At 67.0% G+C, this 18322-nt stretch carries 19 protein-coding genes and 1 tRNA gene; 4 read left to right on the plus strand and 16 right to left on the minus strand.

Features of this window, described 5'->3' with window-relative positions:
- Positions 1-9: 9 nt before the first annotated feature.
- From F8178_RS08445 to F8178_RS08480, 8 genes are all read right to left on the minus strand, one after another.
- The gene (locus F8178_RS08445; RefSeq protein ID WP_317494136.1) at positions 10-351 is read right to left on the minus strand and encodes a VOC family protein; all 342 of its coding nucleotides are present in this window, start codon (positions 349-351) and stop codon (positions 10-12) included.
- Between the two features lie 241 nt (positions 352-592).
- Entirely contained in the window at positions 593-1108 is a 516-nt protein-coding gene (locus F8178_RS08450; protein ID WP_317494137.1) for a gamma carbonic anhydrase family protein, read from the minus strand.
- A 176-nt stretch (positions 1109-1284) separates the two neighbouring features.
- Positions 1285-1905, minus strand: coding sequence for a DUF3558 domain-containing protein (locus F8178_RS08455; protein ID WP_317494138.1), 621 nt, complete (start codon positions 1903-1905; stop codon positions 1285-1287).
- Between the two features lie 582 nt (positions 1906-2487).
- Positions 2488-2563, minus strand: a tRNA-Lys gene (locus tag F8178_RS08460).
- A 363-nt stretch (positions 2564-2926) separates the two neighbouring features.
- Positions 2927-3679, minus strand: a complete 753-nt coding sequence (locus tag F8178_RS08465) for a class I SAM-dependent methyltransferase (RefSeq protein WP_317494139.1) — start codon at positions 3677-3679, stop codon at positions 2927-2929.
- Positions 3680-3890: 211 nt separating this feature from the next.
- The gene (locus F8178_RS08470) at positions 3891-4079 is read right to left on the minus strand and encodes a hypothetical protein (RefSeq protein ID WP_317494140.1); all 189 of its coding nucleotides are present in this window, start codon (positions 4077-4079) and stop codon (positions 3891-3893) included.
- The gene (locus F8178_RS08475) at positions 4057-5706 is read right to left on the minus strand and encodes an ABC transporter permease (RefSeq protein WP_317494141.1); all 1650 of its coding nucleotides are present in this window, start codon (positions 5704-5706) and stop codon (positions 4057-4059) included. The genes F8178_RS08470 and F8178_RS08475 overlap by 23 nt, the downstream gene beginning before the upstream one ends.
- Positions 5703-6626, minus strand: coding sequence for an ABC transporter ATP-binding protein (locus F8178_RS08480; protein WP_317494142.1), 924 nt, complete (start codon positions 6624-6626; stop codon positions 5703-5705). Before F8178_RS08480 ends, F8178_RS08475 begins: the two co-directional genes overlap by 4 nt.
- A 206-nt stretch (positions 6627-6832) precedes the next feature.
- On the opposite strand from F8178_RS08480, the gene F8178_RS08485 reads away from it, so the two are divergent.
- Positions 6833-7420 (plus strand): TetR/AcrR family transcriptional regulator, encoded by a 588-nt coding sequence (locus tag F8178_RS08485; RefSeq protein WP_317494143.1) that lies wholly within the window; start codon positions 6833-6835, stop codon positions 7418-7420.
- A gap of 74 nt (positions 7421-7494) precedes the next feature.
- Here F8178_RS08485 and F8178_RS08490 read toward each other — a convergent pair whose 3' ends face one another.
- From F8178_RS08490 to F8178_RS08500, 3 genes are read right to left on the minus strand one after another with little or no spacing between them, the layout of a single operon-like run.
- Positions 7495-9060 (minus strand): NAD(P)/FAD-dependent oxidoreductase, encoded by a 1566-nt coding sequence (locus tag F8178_RS08490; protein WP_317494144.1) that lies wholly within the window; start codon positions 9058-9060, stop codon positions 7495-7497.
- Positions 9061-9089: 29 nt separating this feature from the next.
- Entirely contained in the window at positions 9090-10016 is a 927-nt protein-coding gene (locus F8178_RS08495) for a ferritin-like domain-containing protein (RefSeq protein WP_317494145.1), read from the minus strand.
- A 19-nt stretch (positions 10017-10035) separates the two neighbouring features.
- Positions 10036-10815, minus strand: a complete 780-nt coding sequence (locus F8178_RS08500) for an SDR family NAD(P)-dependent oxidoreductase (RefSeq protein ID WP_317494146.1) — start codon at positions 10813-10815, stop codon at positions 10036-10038.
- Between the two features lie 122 nt (positions 10816-10937).
- On the opposite strand from F8178_RS08500, the gene F8178_RS08505 reads away from it, so the two are divergent.
- The 3 genes from F8178_RS08505 to F8178_RS08515 all read left to right on the plus strand — a co-directional run bounded on the left by F8178_RS08505 (position 10938) and on the right by F8178_RS08515 (position 14393).
- On the plus strand, positions 10938-11585 hold the full coding sequence (locus F8178_RS08505; RefSeq protein WP_317494147.1) for a TetR/AcrR family transcriptional regulator: 648 nt from the start codon (positions 10938-10940) through the stop codon (positions 11583-11585).
- A gap of 197 nt (positions 11586-11782) precedes the next feature.
- Positions 11783-12478 carry a TetR/AcrR family transcriptional regulator gene (locus F8178_RS08510; RefSeq protein WP_317494301.1) on the plus strand — a complete coding sequence of 232 codons (696 nt, stop codon included), beginning with the start codon at positions 11783-11785 and terminating at the stop codon, positions 12476-12478.
- Between the two features lie 340 nt (positions 12479-12818).
- Positions 12819-14393, plus strand: a complete 1575-nt coding sequence (locus tag F8178_RS08515; RefSeq protein ID WP_317494148.1) for an AMP-binding protein — start codon at positions 12819-12821, stop codon at positions 14391-14393.
- Positions 14394-14473: 80 nt separating this feature from the next.
- On the opposite strand, the gene chrA is transcribed toward F8178_RS08515, so the two are convergent.
- From chrA to F8178_RS08540, 5 genes are all read right to left on the minus strand, one after another.
- Positions 14474-15691, minus strand: coding sequence for a chromate efflux transporter (gene chrA, locus F8178_RS08520; RefSeq protein WP_317494149.1), 1218 nt, complete (start codon positions 15689-15691; stop codon positions 14474-14476).
- Positions 15692-15722: 31 nt separating this feature from the next.
- Positions 15723-16028: a PadR family transcriptional regulator gene (locus tag F8178_RS08525; RefSeq protein WP_317494150.1), complete on the minus strand. Its 306-nt coding sequence runs from the start codon at positions 16026-16028 to the stop codon at positions 15723-15725.
- Positions 16029-16137: 109 nt separating this feature from the next.
- Positions 16138-16848, minus strand: coding sequence for an HAD-IA family hydrolase (locus tag F8178_RS08530; RefSeq protein WP_317494151.1), 711 nt, complete (start codon positions 16846-16848; stop codon positions 16138-16140).
- Positions 16849-16881: 33 nt separating this feature from the next.
- Positions 16882-17496 carry a TetR/AcrR family transcriptional regulator gene (locus F8178_RS08535; protein ID WP_317494152.1) on the minus strand — a complete coding sequence of 205 codons (615 nt, stop codon included), beginning with the start codon at positions 17494-17496 and terminating at the stop codon, positions 16882-16884.
- 44 nt (positions 17497-17540) lie between these two features.
- Positions 17541-18281, minus strand: coding sequence for a methyltransferase (locus F8178_RS08540; protein ID WP_317494153.1), 741 nt, complete (start codon positions 18279-18281; stop codon positions 17541-17543).
- Positions 18282-18322 lie beyond the last annotated feature (41 nt).

Below are 18322 nucleotides of genomic sequence, written 5' to 3' on the forward strand. Positions count from 1 at the left end.
GGGTGGTCGCTACACGCAGATGCAGAACTCGTTGCCCTCGGGGTCGCGCATGACGACATAGGTGTCCTCGGGGTCGTTGTTCTCGCGCACCTTCGTGGCGCCGAGGTCGAGCATGCGCTGCACCTGCTCCTCCTTCTCGTCGCTGTACAGGTCGAGATGCATCTGGTCACGAGCGGAGACCGGTGTGTCCGAGTGTTGGAGCGAGAGGTTGACCCGCTCGCCACGGAGAACGCGGAAGTGCTCACCGGATTCGCGCGTCGCCGGTACCAGGTCGAGGGCCTGTGTCCAGAAGTCGGTCATGGCCTCGATGTCCGCGCAGTTGATGACAATGCTTCCGATGCGAATACCCATATGCGCACGTTCTCATGTGACCCCGACAATCCAGCTGGATGCGGGATGCGCCGCCTGGGACTCGGCAGCGAGACCTACGGGTGCGATGAACGGCCTCAGGTTCGATGTCGGCCAGCTCGTGGGTGATCGTCTTGGAGACGGTATGAGCGATGGCGTGATAGGCAGCCTCGCAGTCAGCGAGGTGTGGCTGCGGTTGCGTGAGCGTTACGTACGCTGAGGTCCAGGGACCGGCTCGATACGGTCAACCGGTCGCGGCCGAATGTGTGCTCTTGTGCCGCAGGTAGCTCTCGGCGTTGACGCGGATGTGGTCGCGCTCGTCTTGGCTCGTCTCGCGACGCACCTTGCCCGGGACTCCCGCCACCAGGGAGTTCGCGGGTACCTCGGTGTTTTCCAGTACGACGGCGCCCGCGGCGACGATGCTGCCTGAGCCGATCCTGGCGCCGTTGAGCACGGTCGCTCCCATGCCGATGAGCGTGTTGTCTTCGATGGTGCAGCCGTGCAGCACGGCGCCGTGCCCGACGGAGACCCCGGTGCCGATCGAGACGGGCAGACCCGGGTCGGCGTGCACCATGCACCCGTCCTGCAGATTGCTCTCCGGGCCGAGGGATATGCGGTCGTTGTCCGCGCGCAACACGCACCCGTACCAGACACTCGCCTCGGCGGCGATCTCGACGGCACCGATGAGGTAAACGCCGGGCGCGATCCAGCCGCCGTCGGCCACCTGTGGACTGACCCCGTCGAGGCTGATCCGGTGCATTCGAGCTCCTTCCGCATCGCAGCCAAGCCATGGACCAACGTACCCGCGCGCCGGGTGTGGCCGTGTCGGCTGGGCCGACGTAACAGGGGGCGTGCTGACCGCGTACCGCTACCAACGGTATGCCTATGGCAGGCGGCATTGTCCGGCGACGCCACGGCATGGTGATCCCGTGAGACTCATCTGAGCGTGTCGATCACCTGCTTCGCCGCGTCGGCCGCCTTCGCTTCGACCACGGCGAGCTCCGCGCGGGGCCCGCGTATGTTGATCTCGAAGGTCAGGTCATCCCGGATGCCGACTGTGATTCTGGCGTTGCCGAAGTCTTGTCCGAGTTCGTTGACATCGCTGAAAACTGCCGGATACCCGCTGATCGTCGTCTCCTCGAAGTACCGGAGTACCCCCAGCTCGTGGCGCCGGTACAGCCTTTGCAGGCCGCCGTCGTCCTCTTCGGGGACTAACGTGCCGATCGTGATGCTGATGCTGTCCCGGCGACTCTCCGGCGAGTCCCAGCGGCAGAAGAGACCTTCCTCGGGCGAGCTGATCCCGGAGGGCGGCTCGGTGTAGCCGTGTTCGGCCAGCCACTCATCGGGCAGGGCCTCGCACGGGTTGTCGGCCAGGGTGCCGAGCTCAAGTGGTTCCTCCACCGGTGGGACGTCGAGGCCGTCGAAGTCCTCGCCGGCATCCGGGAGGCCCGGAGAAGGCGGACCAAGCTGGTCATCCGGCTCCGAGGTGCAGCCTGCCAGCATCACGATCGCTGCCCCAGCGGCCAGCAGCCGCACATAGGTTCGAGAAGCACGCAACAGTGATCCCCTCCGTCAATGCGCCGGTCGTCGGTACGGTCGCGGACGTGTTGCCCGGTCAGCCGTGTTCGGTGTGCTGACCGCACGTGCTCTATCGGACGGCTGATGATCGTCAGGCGTTCCAGCCTGCGGGGTACGCGGTTTCTGTCACCGTCGAGCACAGGTGCCCGCTCCCGTTGAATGCTGTCGTTCAGCCTGGGCATCGGGCTACCGCTGTGCGCCAACCTCGCCTTACATCCGCGCTCGAGCTTTCGTTGTCGCCGTAGCCGTGTGTCCGCCGCTAGCCCCGTCGCGCTCGCTCGAACGACTCACCCAAGTCCTCAAGCACCCCGTACGGCAGTGAACGACGTTCCTGGCTTCGGCGTCAACGGTGCTGTTCCGGGAGCGGCGACGATGTCGTCTCGCTAGGCCAACAGACATTCCGGCTCGACATCAAACACGGGAGCCTCCACCAATGCCCAAGCTCCGCTGGCACCCTCGGCAAGCCCGACGTGCGGCACACGCTCGGTGGTGGGATAAGGGGAAAGTAATAGGGCACCAAAATCAACCGATGACGATCGGTAACCTTGCGCGCTGCGGAGATGGTGGGCCGCCTGGGACTCGAACCCAGAACCTACGGATTAAAAGTCCGCAGCTCTGCCAATTGAGCTAACGGCCCGCTCAGGCAGTGTATCTGGAGTTGCGAGTGGGGTGATCGGGGTGGGGTGCGGGGGAGAGAGGCTGCGCCGGTGCGGGCGTAGGTGGGCAGGGTGTTGGTGGAGGTGTTGGCGGTGAGGTGGTAGCACCATTCCATGCTGGTACTCGACCACCCAGGTGTAGGCACTGCGTGGGGCGCGGATGCGCCGATATCACGCTCGGGTTGCCGCCAGGGTCAGCTCGCGTGGCCGCTCTGCGCGGCCTGTCAGCATGCGCTGCACCTCGGGATGCTGGCCCAGCGCTCGACGCTGTTCGATGTCGTGCTCGTACGGCGCGCGCAACACCACTCGTGGCCCCGACAGTCGCGGCAGCGCGGGGGAGTCGGTTATCGCCGTTCCAGCACGGCTGTGTAGTCGCCGCTGCCGGTGTGCCAGACCGTGGCAACCCGCCACGGTGAGGGTTCCAGCAGTATGGTCAGTTCCTCCGGCGAGCACAGCAGGTAGTCGAACCATCCGGTGGCCAGCCTGCCGTGCCGGATGCGTAGCCGCAGCTGCCCGGGCATGCGCCCGTGTGCCCGGTTGCGCTGGTGATAGGTGAGATGCTCGGGGTCATCGGTGGCATACGGGTCACGTCCGGTGGCCACGATCCGCGACCCTGCCGTGGTGATGCCGGCGAGCCATTCCAACACCCGCTGTGCCTGCTCTCGCCCACCCAGCAGCCCGAGGTTGTGCCCGCCGAGCAGCACCGTGTCGAACAGCCCCAGCGAGCTCGCTGCCTGTGTCACCGACCCCTGGACCGCGGGCGCTCCCCGGCGCCTGGCGACCTCCACCGCACCCGGTGAGGGATCCAGACCGAGCACGTCGAACCCAGCTTTATGAAGCGCGGTGGCGTGTCGACCGCCCCCACAGCCGACATCCAGCACCCGTCCGGTCACCTCATCCAGCAGTCGGCGCTCAACCTCCGGCCACCCATCAGGCGGGGCGAAGTAGCCAGCCATATCGGTGACACCAATCAAGCCATCGTCACGCTCGACGATCTCGTAAGCCGCCCCGGCCGTTCCACCCGCTAGATGGCAGGTACGCAGCGCCTGCCCGAACGCATCACCCTCGAACGGCCCAATACCCGTATCGCTATCCACAAGGCTCCATCATGCCGAGCGCACGGCCGGTGCGCGTTTGCCAGAGGGCTCGCCTGCTCGTGTCCGAGGTGTACGACACGCCCGAGCCGCACTCGGGCACCGCAAGGACCGCGAGGGCAGCGAGGCCACCCGCCCACCATGTGTTGTGCGTCAGCGACAGGCGCGCTCTGCGGTGATGTGCGCTTCATCGCGGTACACGTCAGTAGCCGGTTCAGGAGTTTCGGCCGGGCGTTGCGGCGAGCATCGGGTTGGTGCGCAGGACATGCTGAGCAAGGACGAGCCGGGATGGGTGGTACACGTCGCGCTGCGGCTCGTAGTGACGTCGCAGGCCCCGCGTGCCGGTCACCAGCAGCTTGATCGGCGGGATTGTGCCCGTGTCACGCCGAGGTGTGAACGTCACGGCTCCGGAACCTCGCGATGCCGACCGCCACCGAAGCGGCCACCAGTGCGAGAGACGCGAGCACAGGTGTGGCCGTGAAGTCGGCGCCGGGCAGTTCTGGCATGTGGTGGAACGGCGAGAGGTTTCGTGCCCCTTCCGGCAGACCCATCGCGTCGGCCAGCAGGAATACGACTACACCGTAGGCCAGGACCAGCCATACCGCAGGCACTGCCCGGGGCGCCCATCCGTAGAGCACCAACGCGATCCCGACGGCCACCCAGATAGCTGGCACATAGACCAGACCGGCAGCCAGCTGTGTGAACAGCAAGGACACGTCGGCTTGGTTGATTGCACCCGTCACGCCCAGTCCAGCCGAACCCGCGAGCATGACGAACGCGCTGCCGATCAGGGAGACACCGAGGTAGCCACCGACCCACCTGGTGCGGGGCAGGCTCGTGGCGAGCAACGGCTCGGCGCGTCCGGCGACCTCCTCGTGGCGCAATCGTACGATCGACTGGATCGCGCACGCCGTCGCGATCAGTGCCAGCATCAGCGTCAGCGTGCCGAGGAAAGACTCCAGCACGGTGCCGCCTTCGGCGGTGGCGATGATCTCCCGCGCCTGTTCGTTCTCGGCCGCGAACGCTTCGATGTCACCCAGGAGTGACCCGAAGCTCGCACCCAGCAGGAGCAGTCCGGTGGCCCATGCGACGAGGCTTCCGGCTTGCAGCCGCAACGCCAAGCCATACGGCCGAATCAGTCGATCCGACGCGTTCGGCTTGCCAGGGCGCGGAGGAACGAGACCCGCGCCGACGTCGCGTCGCGTGCTGAGGGCCATCGCGCCAACGGTCAGGCCGACCGCGAGCGCGAGGGACAGCAGCAGCGGCCACCACCGTTCGTCGACGAACGTCCTGGTCTCCAGTGACCAGGCGAAAGGTGAGAGCCATGACAAGTCCGTTTCGCTGACGTCGCCCGCAGCGCGAAGCACATAGGTCGCGCCCAGTGTCGCCACACTCATGCCGACAGCTCCTCTGGCGTACTCCGTGAGCTGCGCCGCCACCAATGCCACGGCGGTGAAGACCAGGCTGGCTGCGATCATCGACGCTCCGAACGTCAACGACCCGGTTCCATCGAGATCGTCCATGGTGGACAACCCGGCCGCGGTCAGCAGGCCAACCACGATGTTGACCGCGGCGACGACGATCAGCACCGCAGCGGTGCTGGCGTGTCGGCCAACGACGGCCGCCCGGACGAGCTCCGCACGGCCAGCCTCCTCCTCCGCGCGGGTGTGCCGGACGGTGAGGAATATGCTCATCAGCGAAACCAGGATGACCGCGAGGTAGAGCCCTTCGTAGGCGACCAGGGCTCCGAACGTGTAGTGGTCAAGCCCGTAACCGGGGCCGTTGAACGCCTGGAAGACCGGACTCGCCGCCAGCTCCGCACGCTGGTCGCGATCCTCCTGGGTTGCGAACGTGTCCGCGTAGCTCAGGACAGTACCCAGCATGGCAATGGTGATCGCACCCATCCACACCGGTATCCGCACCCGGTCGCGGCGCAGGATGAACCGGATCAGGGTCCCGGTGCCGGTCAGCGGCCGAGGGCGATGCGGCACCGAGCTCCGGTGGGTGGCCGCTGCTGCCTGCGAACTCATCGGGAACCCTCCTCCTGGCTCGTCGCGCCGACCAGGTCATCGCCGTAATGCCGGAGGAAAAGCTGCTCGAGTGTGGGAGGCTGACTGTGGAGGCCGCGAATGCCCAGTTCGTGAAGGTGACCGATGATGGTGTCCAGATGCTCGGTGTCAACATCGAACCGGACCCGACCGTTACCGCTGAGCTGCAGATCGTGCACACAGTCGAGATCGGCCACCGAGTCGGCCGGGCGGACTGTCACGGCGTCAACGCTCGTGCGGGTCAGGTGCCTCAGCTCGGCCAGCGTCCCCGACTCAACGACGGAGCCGAGCCTGATGATGGACACGCGATCGGCCAGCGCCTCGACCTGCGCGAGGATGTGGCTGGATAGCAAGATGGTGCGCCCAGCGGCTTTCGCTTCGCGAAGGCAATCCTGGAAGACCGCCTCCATGAGCGGGTCGAGGCCTGCCGTTGGCTCGTCAAGGAGTAATAGCTCGACGTCGCTGGCCAGCGCGGCCACGATGGCGACCTTCTGCCGGTTGCCCTTGGAGTAGGTGCGTCCCTTCTTGGAGGGGTCCAGGGCGAAGCGTTCGCACAGCTCATCGCGTCGCCGCCGGTCGAACCCGCCCCGCAACCGCGCCAGCAGGTCGATGGCTTCGCCGCCGGTGAGGTTCGGCCACAGCTCGACGTCGCCCGGCACGTAGGCGAGCCGGCGGTGCAGTTCCACCGCGTCCCGCCACGGGTCGGCACCAAGCAGCCGCACCAGCCCATGGTCCGCGCGCAGCAGGCCAAGCAGGATACGAAGAGTCGTCGACTTGCCCGCCCCGTTCGGGCCGAGAAACCCGTGAACCTCGCCGTACGGGACGTCGAGGTCTACCCCCGCCAATGCCCGAGTCCTTCCGAACGCTTTGGCCAGCCCCGCTACCGATATCGCGTTGGTCATGCCCGCCCTCCGATCACGTCACGGCCTAGGAGTACCCGCCCGCCCGCGTAGGGTACTGACCCGATAGTAGCTTACCTTCTAGTTAGTAATCTACCGTCAGGTCAGTAGGGTACCCTGGGGTCCTGAGTGGCCTCGTCGTAAGGTGGAGCGGGTCAGCTGACCCGTCGGCAGACGGGGAGTCGGCAGGTGGGGACACGGAGGGCGACGTGGAGGACGAACACGCACAGCGCCGCCGGGACGGACGCGTCAGGGATACCCGCGAGCGCATCCACACCGTCGCGCTCGATCTCTTCATCTCCCGAGGCTTCGCCAAGACCACCATGCAGGACATCGCCGACGAACTGGGCCTGACCAAGGCGGCGCTGTACTATCACTTCCCGACGAAACAGGCGTTGGTCCGCAGCGTGGTCCAGCCGGCCGTGGATGAGGTCAACCACTTCCTCGCCCAGGCCCGGGAACAGGGCGTACCCAGACGGGAGCTGCTGGAACGCTTCTTCGACATCAACTACGCCAACCGCACGGTGTTCCTCGCACTGACGCTTGATCCGTCCGGCCTCGCCGACGTGGATCTGGATAACTGGATCCCGCACCTGGCGGAGACGTTCCAGCAGCTGTTGCTCGGGCCAGATCCGACCAACGACCAACGAGTCCGCGTCGTCATGATCGCCAACGGCCTCAGCCGGGTCGCCACCTTGTTCACCGACATCCCGTACGACGAGCTACGCGCCGCCGCCGTCAACGCCGCACTGCAGACACTCGATGCGTCACCCCTGCCGGCCGCACCCGACTCATGACGTCGTGCACGCACACGTCGCCGACGGCTTCGCCGCCATGCCGCGCCGTCTCGACGAGTGCTGACGAGAAACCGCTATCGGCGGGTCGACCGGTCACCACCGTCGGAGGCTGCTGTTAGTGAACCGGGCGCTGCCAGTTGAACGGCGCCGCCCCGTCCGGCCTGCGAGCCCTGCGGTAACGGGGTGACGTGATAGTCATCGAGGTTCAGCGTGGCCAGTTGCCGGATGTACTGGGTGGCGAACCCGGGATACATGGTGGCGTTGTAGCCGTCTTCGGTGAGGTACCAGCTCCGGCAGCCGGAGTTCCACGTGGTCCGGGTGAGCCGCCGCTGGAGCTCCCGGTTGAACCGGTCCTGACGCTCTTCGCGCACGTCGAGACTGCGCACGTCGTGGTCGATCAGGTACCGGATCGCTCGCACGATGTAGTCGATCTGCGCTTCGTTGTACGCGAGCACCGAGTTGTGGCCGGGCCCGGAGTTGGGGCCGAACGTGAAGAAGAGGTTGGGGTAGCCGGAGACACTGACACTCTTGTACGCCTGCGCCCCGGCTGCCCACTCGTCGGCGAGGACACGGCCGCTGCTGCCGGTGATGGGAAACGGCGTTCCAGCCTTGCACACGTCGAAGCCGGTGGCGAAGACGATGCAGTCGACGTCGTGCTCGATACCTTCGGCCGTGCGGATGCCGTTCGGCGAGATCGCGTAGATCGGCCAGGTGATCAGCTTGCAGTTCGGCGCCTGTAGCGCCGGGTAGTAGTCGCTGGTCATCAGGACACGCTTGCAGCCGATGCGGTAGTCCGGGGTGAGCTGGCGACGGAGCCACGAGTCGTTGACCGCCAGCCGCAGGTAGCCGCGGGCGAGGTACTGCAGCAGCGTGGTCGCTGGCGAGTTCCACACGATCCCGAGCGCCATGACTTCGTGGAGCCAGTACAGCGCGTGGCGTGCGCGGGACTGCGCAGCGGGAACGCGGCGGAACAGGGATCTGAGCCACTCGGGGTGCCGGGGATTGGGCTTGGGCAGCACCCAACCGGGAGTGCGCTGGAACACCTTCACCCTCGCGGCCTGCGTGACCAGTTCGGGGATGATCTGTACGGCGCTGGCGCCGGTACCGATCACCGCGACGTGCTTGCCCCGCAGGTCGTAGTCGTGATCCCAGCGAGCGGACAGCATCGTATGCCCGGTGTAGCTTTCCAGGCCCGGGATGTCGGGGTAGCTGGCGTTGGCCAGCGGACCGGCGGCCATGATCGCTGTTCGGGCGGTCACCGTGTCGCCTGTGGCGATGGTGGCCGTCCAGGTAGCGGTCTCCTCGTCGTAGTCGAGCGCGGTGACCTCGGCGCCGAACCTGATATGCGGTCGCAGGTCGAATCGCTGGACCATGTGCCGGATGTACTCGAAGATCTCGGCGCTGCTGGAGTACGTCCGGGACCAGTCTGGGTTGGGCACGAACGAGAACGAGTACATCAGCGACGGGATGTCACAGGCGGCACCGGGGTAAGTGTTGTCGCGCCAGGTCCCACCGACATCGTGGTCACGTTCCAGGATGACGAAGTCGGTGATACCGGCCTGCTTCAGGCGGATAGCGGTGCCGAGGCCGGCGAACCCCGCGCCGATGATCAGCGCCGTGCCGGGCGTGGTCGTGCTCATCAGGTGCTTGCTCCCTGCCGTTAGTGGTGTCACTGATCGATCGGCTCGTGGGTCAGTTCCTTCGACCAGGTGGGTTGCTTGCCGAGCAGCCGCGCTGGAACACGGTCGGTGAGTTTGACCAGGGGATCGGCGAGGTAGCGGTGGTAGGGGTGGGAGCGATCGACAACCATGCGTGCCTGCTGCTTGAACAGCTGGTAGGCGGGAATGCGCCTGGTGTTGACGCTGCGATCCCCATTGGAGGCGAACCGTTTCACCGCGTTGTAGAGCTTTCTCTCCGGCAGGCCCATCGCGACGATGTTGTCGCGCATCTTGTTCAACAGCGGCACGAACACCGCGAGCAGGCCGAGCAACAGGTTGGGTTTGATGATCGAGGCGGACTCGATCATCAGGCGGCGCGCCGGTCCCGCACCGACCAGGTCGAGCACCTGGAAGTCGACGGCGATGTGCCGGGACTCGTCGGAGTTGATGTGCCTGAACACCTCGTGGCACAGCGGGTCCCGCACTTCGTCGAGCAGGAACTTCACCAGAGCCCCGTCCAGGGCGCATTCCAGCATCGGGATCAGCGTGGCCAGCCCGGTCAGCGGTATGCGATCGCCGTAGCGATCGAGCATCGCGATCGCCATGCGCACCTGGGTGTTCGGTTCCGGCACCTCGCCGTCGGCGAGCATGTCCCAGCGCTTCATCAGCGCCAGCTCGGCGTTGGCGTGCTTCTGCTCCTCGGCATGGAAGTAGATGTAAATCTGCTTGATCGTCTCGTCGGGCGCCTGCCGGGCCAGGGCGGCGAACCCGCGGGCTCCGACGTTCTCGATCCAGACCAGATCGGACATGAACTGTTTGAGCTTGGGGCGCTGCTCGTCGGTGATCGCGTCCGCGCCGGGCGCGTCCCAGTCGATATCGGCCAGCGACCACTGCTTGTCCTTGATGGTTTGCAGCATGTCGGCGTAATCGAATGCCATGCTGGCTCCTCCTCACGTGTCAGGGCAGCGACCGGCCGAGCAGACCGGCCAGGCGGGTGTAACTGCGGGGCGCCCACCGTTTGAACCGCCACAGCAGTCGCGCGTCACGCTGTGGCAGGATGTAGAGCTTGCCCCGGTCGTGCGCGTCGAGTGCGCGCGTAGCGATGAACTCGGGGGAGACCCCGGTGATCCGCATGAGGCGGGCGGCTAGCTCGGCAGCGGCCGAGTCGATGAGCTCGTTGTCAGCAATGCTGGTCTTGACGAACGTGGGGCAGACGACGCTGACCACGACATCGGTTCCGTCCAGTTCGGCAGCCAGGGTTTCGGACAGAGCCAGCACGGCAGCTTTGCTGACGTTGTACGCGCCCATCCGCGGGGCAGCGGCGAAGCTGGCTGCCGAGGCGACGTTGATGATCCCGCCGGAGCCGGCAGCGCGTAGCCATGGCACGAACACATGCGATCCGTGCACGACGCCCCACAGGTTCACGCCGAGCGTGCGGTGCCAGTCCGACAGCGGGGTTTCTCCGAGCACGTGCCCGCCGGTGCCGATCCCCGCGTTGTTGACCACAAGCGTGGGCGGGTGGCCCAGCCAGTGCTCGGCCGCTTCTGACAGTTCCCACACCTGTCGCTTGTCCGCGACGTCGCAGCCGAGGGCCAGACCGCGGCCGCCGTCCGCCTCGATGCGCGCCACCGTGTCCTTCGCGCCTGCCTCGTCCACGTCGGCGCACACCACCCGGCCATGCCTGCGGGCCAGTTCCCGGGCGAACGCGCGGCCGATACCGCTTCCCGCGCCGGTCACGACCGCGGATGCGCCGTAGCTCCTTCCGCGTGAGCCAGCCCGAATTTCTGATGGCATCTGCCATCTCTGATGTCGCATGCCATCAGATTGATCGCCGAGACCGCTGTTGTCAAGATGGGGGTGTGACAACGACGCGGAAACAGCGCGGGACCTACGCCGGGCGTAGCGCCGAGGAGCGCCAGGCCGCACGCCGCCGCCAGCTGATCGACGCCGCCATCGAGATCTGGGGTGAGCACGGCTGGGCCGCGGTCACCATGCGCGGCGTCTGCGCCAGAGCCGGTCTGATCGACCGGTACTTCTACGAGAACTTCACCGACCGCGACGCGCTCCTCGCGGCGGTGTGGGACCAGCTGCGCGACGAGACCATCGAGCGCCTGCTGGTCGCGATCGCCGAGGCTCCGAGCGAGCCCATCGCCCAGCTCCGCGCCGCCATTGCCACATTCGTCCACAGCATCACCGAGGACCCGCGGCTGGCGCGCATCGGCTTCGGTGAGCACTCCGGCAGCGCCGTGCTCGAACAGCGCCGCCGCGACACGGTGCAGCAATTCACCGACCTGCTCATCGAGGTCGGCACCCCGTACCTCAACACGGACGTTGATCCCACCGATCTACGCATGAGTGTCCTGCTCGGTATCGGCGGCTTCACCGAGCTCATGTCCGCCTGGCTGGCAGGCAGCATCGCCGTTGATGCTGAACGCATCATCGATCACGCCACGACCATCGGCAGTGAACTCGCTGCCCGCTACCTCGCGCAGCCGGAGTCACCCTGATCGTGGACACTGCCGGTGAGTCCGTCACCGGAGAGGGGCAAGCGGGTCACCCACGGCGCGCCCGCTCGCTGCGTGCCTGGCCCTACTCGCCGCTGGCTCCGGGCCGATCGTGCGCCTGCCGCGGTGACTGCGCTGCGGTAGTGTCATTTCGAAGGGTCAGCCTCGTCAACGGATGGAGTGGCGCAGTGAACGACGACGTGACACGTCGCCAGCGCCCCTCCGCGCGTCGCCCAGGGCGCCCGCCACGGCACCCGTTGCCGCCGCCGACGGAGCGAGCCGACGCGATCATAGACGCAGCCCTGTCAGCGTTCGCGCACGGCGGGTACGCCGACACCGGGATGGACGATATCGCCAGCTCGTGCCGCATGACGAAACCAACGATCTACCAGTACTTCTCCTCCAAGGCGGAGCTGTTCGAAGCAGTGGTCGATCGGGAACGCAACGCGCTGGTCGAACTGCTCCGCGAGACCTACACCACCACGGTCGATCTCGATCTGCGGGGAAAGGTGCGCACCGATACCGGGGCTTTTGTCCGGTGGGCGTGCGAGCACCGGGATTCCTTCACCTTGCTGTTCCTCACCCCTTCTCCCAAGACGGGGCTCAGCCAGCGAACCGAGATCCAGGCGCACGTGACCGATGCGCTCGTCGACAGCATGGAGAAGTTCCTGACCCGGCACGGCCGTCCCGGCGGCGGCTCGCTGGACGTGCTGGCCAACATGGCCATCAGCAGCGCATTCGGAGCGGTGATGGCGAGTCAGCATCTGCTGCCGGAGCATGCCGAGACCGTCATCGATCTCGCCGCGGGGTTCATCGGTGCCGGGTTCGGGAATATTCCGGCCGAGGCGATAGCCGAGTTCGATCATGTCAGCGCCACCCGGGAGGGCGGCGGCTGAACGCGTCCCGGTTCCGGTCACGTGGACGTCGACTCCGCCATGTTCCAGGTCTCCTGCCGGTGCAGGTGGCTGGGCCGGCCGGTGAGATCGACGCCGTGACCGAACCGGCGATAGTGCCGAACGGTCTGGCCATCATGAGGAACATCGTGAGCGTGGCGACACCGCGGGTGCACGCTGGCTCTTGACGGGAGTGGAGCGACTTCCTATTCTAGTTTCTACTCATGAGTATAAACATGTGACCTGGGAAGAAGGCATGTGTGAGCGCGGGCTTGGTTCGGCCTCCTGCGCTGCACCTCACCGCGCGATCGGCGATGGCTCACCCCCGTGCGAGGGAGGTCCGATGGGGACGGCTACGACGGCTGCACATCTCGCGGTGCTCGCCGAGGAATCGCTGGAGCACAGGGGTGATCACGATTCACTGGTGTTCGAGGAACGCACCTGGCGTTCGGCCGAGCTGCACGATCGAGCCTGCCGTGTCGCGGGAGGGTTGCACCAGCTCGGTGTGCGCGCCGGTGACAGGGTCGCAGTGGTCATGGCGAACTGTACCGAGGTGTCAGTGACCTACAACGCGGTGTGGCGCGCGGGCGCGGCGGTCACGCCCGTCGTCGTCCTCGCCACTGCCACCGAACTGCGGCACGTGCTTGCCGATTCGTCCGCGACCACGGTGGTGACCACCGGCGACCAGCTCGACAAAGTACTCGAAGCGGCAACCGGCCTGCCCACCGTGCGCCACGTCGTCGTCGCCGAGCCCGGCACCGCAGCAGGGAGCACCATTGCCGGCGAGCCAGCCGCGGGAGCCGGAGTCGACGTCGTGGATTTCGATCAGTTGGAACGTGGCGATGACCCCGGGATCGTCAGCCGGGACGAGGCCGACCTCGCAGCGCTGATGTACACCGGCGGCACGACCGGAAGGGCGAAGGGTGTCGAACTCAGCCACCGCAACCTGTGGTTCTGTGGTCGGAGCGCGCACGAAGCCAGCTATGTTCCCGGTCTGACCAGGGGATTGAGCTCGCTGCCGATGTCCCATGCCTTCGGGATGATCGTGACGGTCACGTCGATGCACGCACCCGACCCGAGCCTTGCTGTCCTCATGCGCTGGTTCGACCCTGCACGGTGGGTAGCGCTCGTGGAGGAATACCAGGTCGAGCGCAGCGCGCTCGTTCCGGCAATGGCGCAGTTCCTGCTCGCGGAACCGCTCGAGAGCGCCGATTTGTCGAACCTGCGTTACCTCACGATCGGGGCGGCACCGCTCGCGAGGGAGACGGCGCAGGAGCTGGAAAGGCGCCTGCCGAACGCGGAGGTCCTCGAAGGATACGGCTGCACCGAAAGCGGCGGCGTGATAACGGCCAACCCGCCGGGAAAGCGGAAGATCGGGACCGTTGGCATGCCGATTCCCGGCTACGAGGTCCGGATCGTCGACGAACAAGGTGAGCAGGTCCCGGCGGGTGAAGCAGGTGAGATTGCGGTCCGTGCGGAAGGTGTGATGCGTGGCTACTGGAACGCGCCGGATGCCACGGCCACGGCGTTGCGCGATGGCTGGTTGTATACCGGCGACATCGGCAGGCTCGATGACGAGAACTATCTGACCATTGTGGATCGAAAGAAGGACATCATCATCCGCAACGGGTTCAATGTCTACCCTCGCGATGTCGAGGATGTCCTGGTCGAGCATCCCGCTGTCGCGATGGCAGGCGTTGTCGGCCGGCCCGACGATCGGGTGGGAGAGGAAGTTATCGCGTTCGTCTCGCTGCACCAGGGGGAGTCGGTTTCGGCCGAGGAACTGACAGAGTTCGCTCGGTCCCGCCTGGCTGCCAGCAAGTATCCGCGCGAGATCCACGTCCTCGATTCCCTCCCGCTGACCAGCGTGGCCAAGCTGGACCGCAAGGAACTCCGTCGTCGCGTGCACGAGGAGTAGAGCGCCGCCGTAGTCGCTGCCGCGTACGGTATCGTCGGCTCACCGCTACGGCACGGCGGACGGGCATCGACTCGCCGTGGTCACAGCACCAGCGCCCCGGCCGCTCCTGCGGTGATCACCACCGCCCACGCCGGTACGCGCCAGGTCGCCAGGGCGACGAAGGAGGCCGCGGCGATGGCCATGGTCGCGGTCGAGGTCACCCCGGAGGTGAATACCGGCGTGTAGAGGGCCGCGGCCAGCAGGCCGACCACGCCCGCGTTGACGCCCATCAGGGCACGCTGGGCGAGGGGGCTGCCGCGTAGCCGTTCCCAGAACGGCAGCACGCCGAGGACAAGCAGCGCCGACGGCAGGAAGATCGCCAGCAGCGCGATCGCCGCCCCGGCCACCCCGGTGGGTGGGGCGGCGGCGAACGTTCCCAGGTAGGCGGCGAAGGTGAACAGCGGCCCTGGCACGGCCTGTGCGGCCCCGTAGCCTGCCAAGAACGTCTCGGTGTCCACCAGCCCGGTCCGCACGGTCTCGGCCTGCAACAGTGGCAGCACGACGTGGCCACCACCGAAGACCAGCGATCCTGCGCGGTAGAAGCCGTCGATCAGCCGGACGATCCCGTCGCCGGTCGTGGCTGCCAGTACCGGCAGCGCCGCCAGCAAGGTGCCGAAGGCGACGAGGCAGCCCGCCGCGGTCTTGCGGCCTACACGTACGTGCAACCCTTCCTGGCCGTCGTGTTGCCGTTCCGGCGGGCGCAGCCAGATCAGGCCCGCCACCGCTGCCGCCGCGATCACCAGCACCTGGCCGATCGCGGTGGGGGCCAGCATCGCGCCGATCATGCCCGCCACCGCGATGGTGGCGCGTTCCTTGTCGGGGGTGAGGTTCCGCGCCATACCGGCGACCGCGTGCGCGACGACGGCGACGGCTGATGCCTTGAGGCCGTCGATCCATCCTGCCTCGCCGTCCATGCCCACCGCGGTCGCGCCGTAGGCGAAGGCGACGAGAGCAATCGCCGAGGGCAGCGTGAACGCCGTCCACGCCGCGAGCAGGCCGCCGATCCCGGCCCGGTGCAGGCCGATGGCCATACCCACCTGGCTGGATGCCGGGCCCGGCAGGAACTGGCACAGCGCCACGAGGTCGGCGTAGGCGCGCTCGCCGAGCCACTGCCGCCGCCGCACGAAGGTGTCGCGGAAGTAGCCGAGGTGTGCCACGGGCCCGCCGAACGAGGTCAGCCCCAGTCCCAGGAACACGGCGAACACCTCGCCGACCGTGCCGCCGCGCTGCTGTGGGCTGATACCGGTGGCGTCGCTCATCGCAGGCACGCCTTCGCGGTGTCCACCCCGGTCACCGTTGCTCCAGGATCTCGCCGAACAGCTCCCGCAGCTGGCGCGTGGCGACCGCGAGCGCCTCACGGCCGGTGTCGGTAGCGCGGTACATGCGACGCGTCGAGCGCCCGGCCGCGCGTCCTTCGGCGACGAGGTAGCCCCTGGCCTCCATAGACCGGAGCATCGGGTACAGCGTCCCCGGGCTCAGCTGGTAACCGTGCCGGGCCAGCTCGTCGATCATCCACTGCCCGTAGATCTCCCCCTTCACCGCATGGTGCAGGACGTGCAGCCGGACGAATCCGCTCAGCAGGTCCTGGTACTCCATAGATACGGACACCTTCTCGAGTATCGAAAACCGATATCGAATCTCGATACTAGTGCTCGTGAGGTGATCGTCAACCTGCCTCCGACACGGATGCCCCTGCGCGGTTGGCTCAGAGTGCCGCCGCTTCGGCGAACGCCTGCATGGAGGGGAACTCCCAGTCGTACCGGTACGGGTCGCTTGGTTGAGGTGTGGCACCCCATCCGGGGGCCTCGTGACGGCGGTTGATCCACGCCGAGGGTAGGCCCGCGGCGCGGGCGGGAGCATGGTCGTGGAACAGGCTCTGCGCGACGTGCAGCAGCTTGCCCTCGGCTATGCCGAGCTGTCGCGTGCGGGTGCGGAGCTCGGTGAAGTGGTGCATCGCCGGTTTGTACGCACCGACATCCTCGGCTGTGATGATCGCGTCGAAGGTCACGCCAAGACGCTTGTTGCTTGCTGCGAATCCCGCACGATCAACATTGGACACGATAATCAGCCGGTACCGCTCGGCAAGTCGTGCCAGTGCGCCGGCTGAGTCCGCGAAGGCAGGCCAGTCAGGAACAGACGAGCCGAATGCCCGCTGCCACGCTTCGCTGACTGGGCGGCCAAGCTCATCACCGGTGGCGCGGAACGCTGCTGCCAGCACCTCCGGGTAGGGCGCGGTGGGGTACTGCCTGGCGGTCTCGGCCTCGTGCCGTGCGTAGGTGGTCAGCAGCTTCTCGTCGTCGATGGCGAGGTCGTGCTCATCCGCCCACGGGCGTAGCAGCGAGAGGAACCCGGCCTCCCAGTCGATCAGCGTGCCGTAACAATCGAAGCTCAATGCGTCGAAATCGGTCAGCTCCACGGCATTCCTTTCGTCGTCCCCGCCGCGCGCCCGTCACGGACGGTCAGCCGGAGATGGCGGCGCACCTGGCGCGGCACCGGGGCAGCCCGCCGTGGCGAGCAGTGTCGCCGCGAGTTCGCGAGCGCGCTCGATGGCCTCCTGGCTGCCCTGCAATCCCGCGGTGACCACCGCACCTTCCACCAGCAGGTAGAGGTGCTCGGCCAGCCCCTCCGGGTCGCCGACCCCGCCCTCGGCGAGCCGTTCGGCCAGGATCGTGCGTACTTCCTGTTTGTGTTGTCGGACCGCTTCCCGTCCCGGGTGACCCGCAGGGAGCTCGGCGGCACCATTGAGCAGCCCGCAGCCGCGGAAGCCCGCTTCGTAAGCGGTGGCGGCGTGGTCCAGGTAGGCGTCGAACACGGCGAGCACACGTTCGGCGGGGTTGCTTGCCGCCTCGGTCCTGACCCCGCACAACTCGAGCCACTCCGCGTGCCGTTCGTGCAGGTAGGCCAGCACGAGCTCCTCCTTCGAGGAGAAGTTGTTGTACAAGCTCATCTTCGCCACCCCCGCCTCGGCGGTGACGGTGTCGATGCCGGTCGCGGCGATGCCGTCGGCGTAGAACCGCCGCGCCGCCGCATCGAGAAGCCTGCGCCGCGCCCTGCCCATGGTCATCACCTCATCGGGCAGGGTAGCAAATTATAGGTATACCGGTCTACCTATTCACGATCGCGGTCGCGCCACAGCCGGAACAGGTAGGTCACGACCCCGCCACCCCAGTCGTGCTGGTGGTTGATGGCGGGGGTGAAGCCGTGCTCGATGGCGGAGCCGATGATGCCGCGCAGGTCGGCGGTGGTGGAGGCGAGCAGGTAGACCTCGCCGCCGGGGGCAAGCAGGTCACGCTCGGCGAGCTGCGCGAAGAACGTCTCGAGTAGCGGGGCACCGGCGCAGACATTGCGGACGATGTCCGGATCGTCGCTGACGCGCTGGCTGACGGCTGGTGGGTTGAACGTGAGCACGTCGATGCGGTGGCCGGCAGGGAAGCTGTCGAACAGGTCGGAGATCACCGGCACCACGACGCCTGCCGCCTGCTCGCCAACTAGCCGCTGAACGTGCCGGGTGGTCGCGGCCACGCTCTCGGCGTGGACGTCGATCGCGTACACGGTGCGCGCGCCGCGCCGCGCGGCGACCACGGCCTCGACGCCGAGGCCGACCCCCATGATCGCGTACCGGCGGTCGCGCACCTCGATCGTGCCGTCGAGCAGCCGGTCGTGGAACATCCTGCTGGTGCCGCCGGGGAGGAACACCCCGGGAGGAACGTCGAAATCCCAGCCATGCCACGTGTAGCGGCGCCAGGAACGCGGATCCTCCTTGGGTTGGTTCAATGCGATGATCTGGGAGGCGGGCAGCGGCGGGGGTAGTTGCTCGAGCAATGACGGTTGCCGGGGAGTCCGGGGCACGCCGGTTGTCCTCTCTGGTGGGGTCGCACGATCCACCGCAT

The sequence above is a fragment of the Haloechinothrix sp. LS1_15 genome (genome assembly GCF_033042135.1).
Taxonomy (GTDB): Bacteria; Actinomycetota; Actinomycetes; order Mycobacteriales; family Pseudonocardiaceae; genus Haloechinothrix.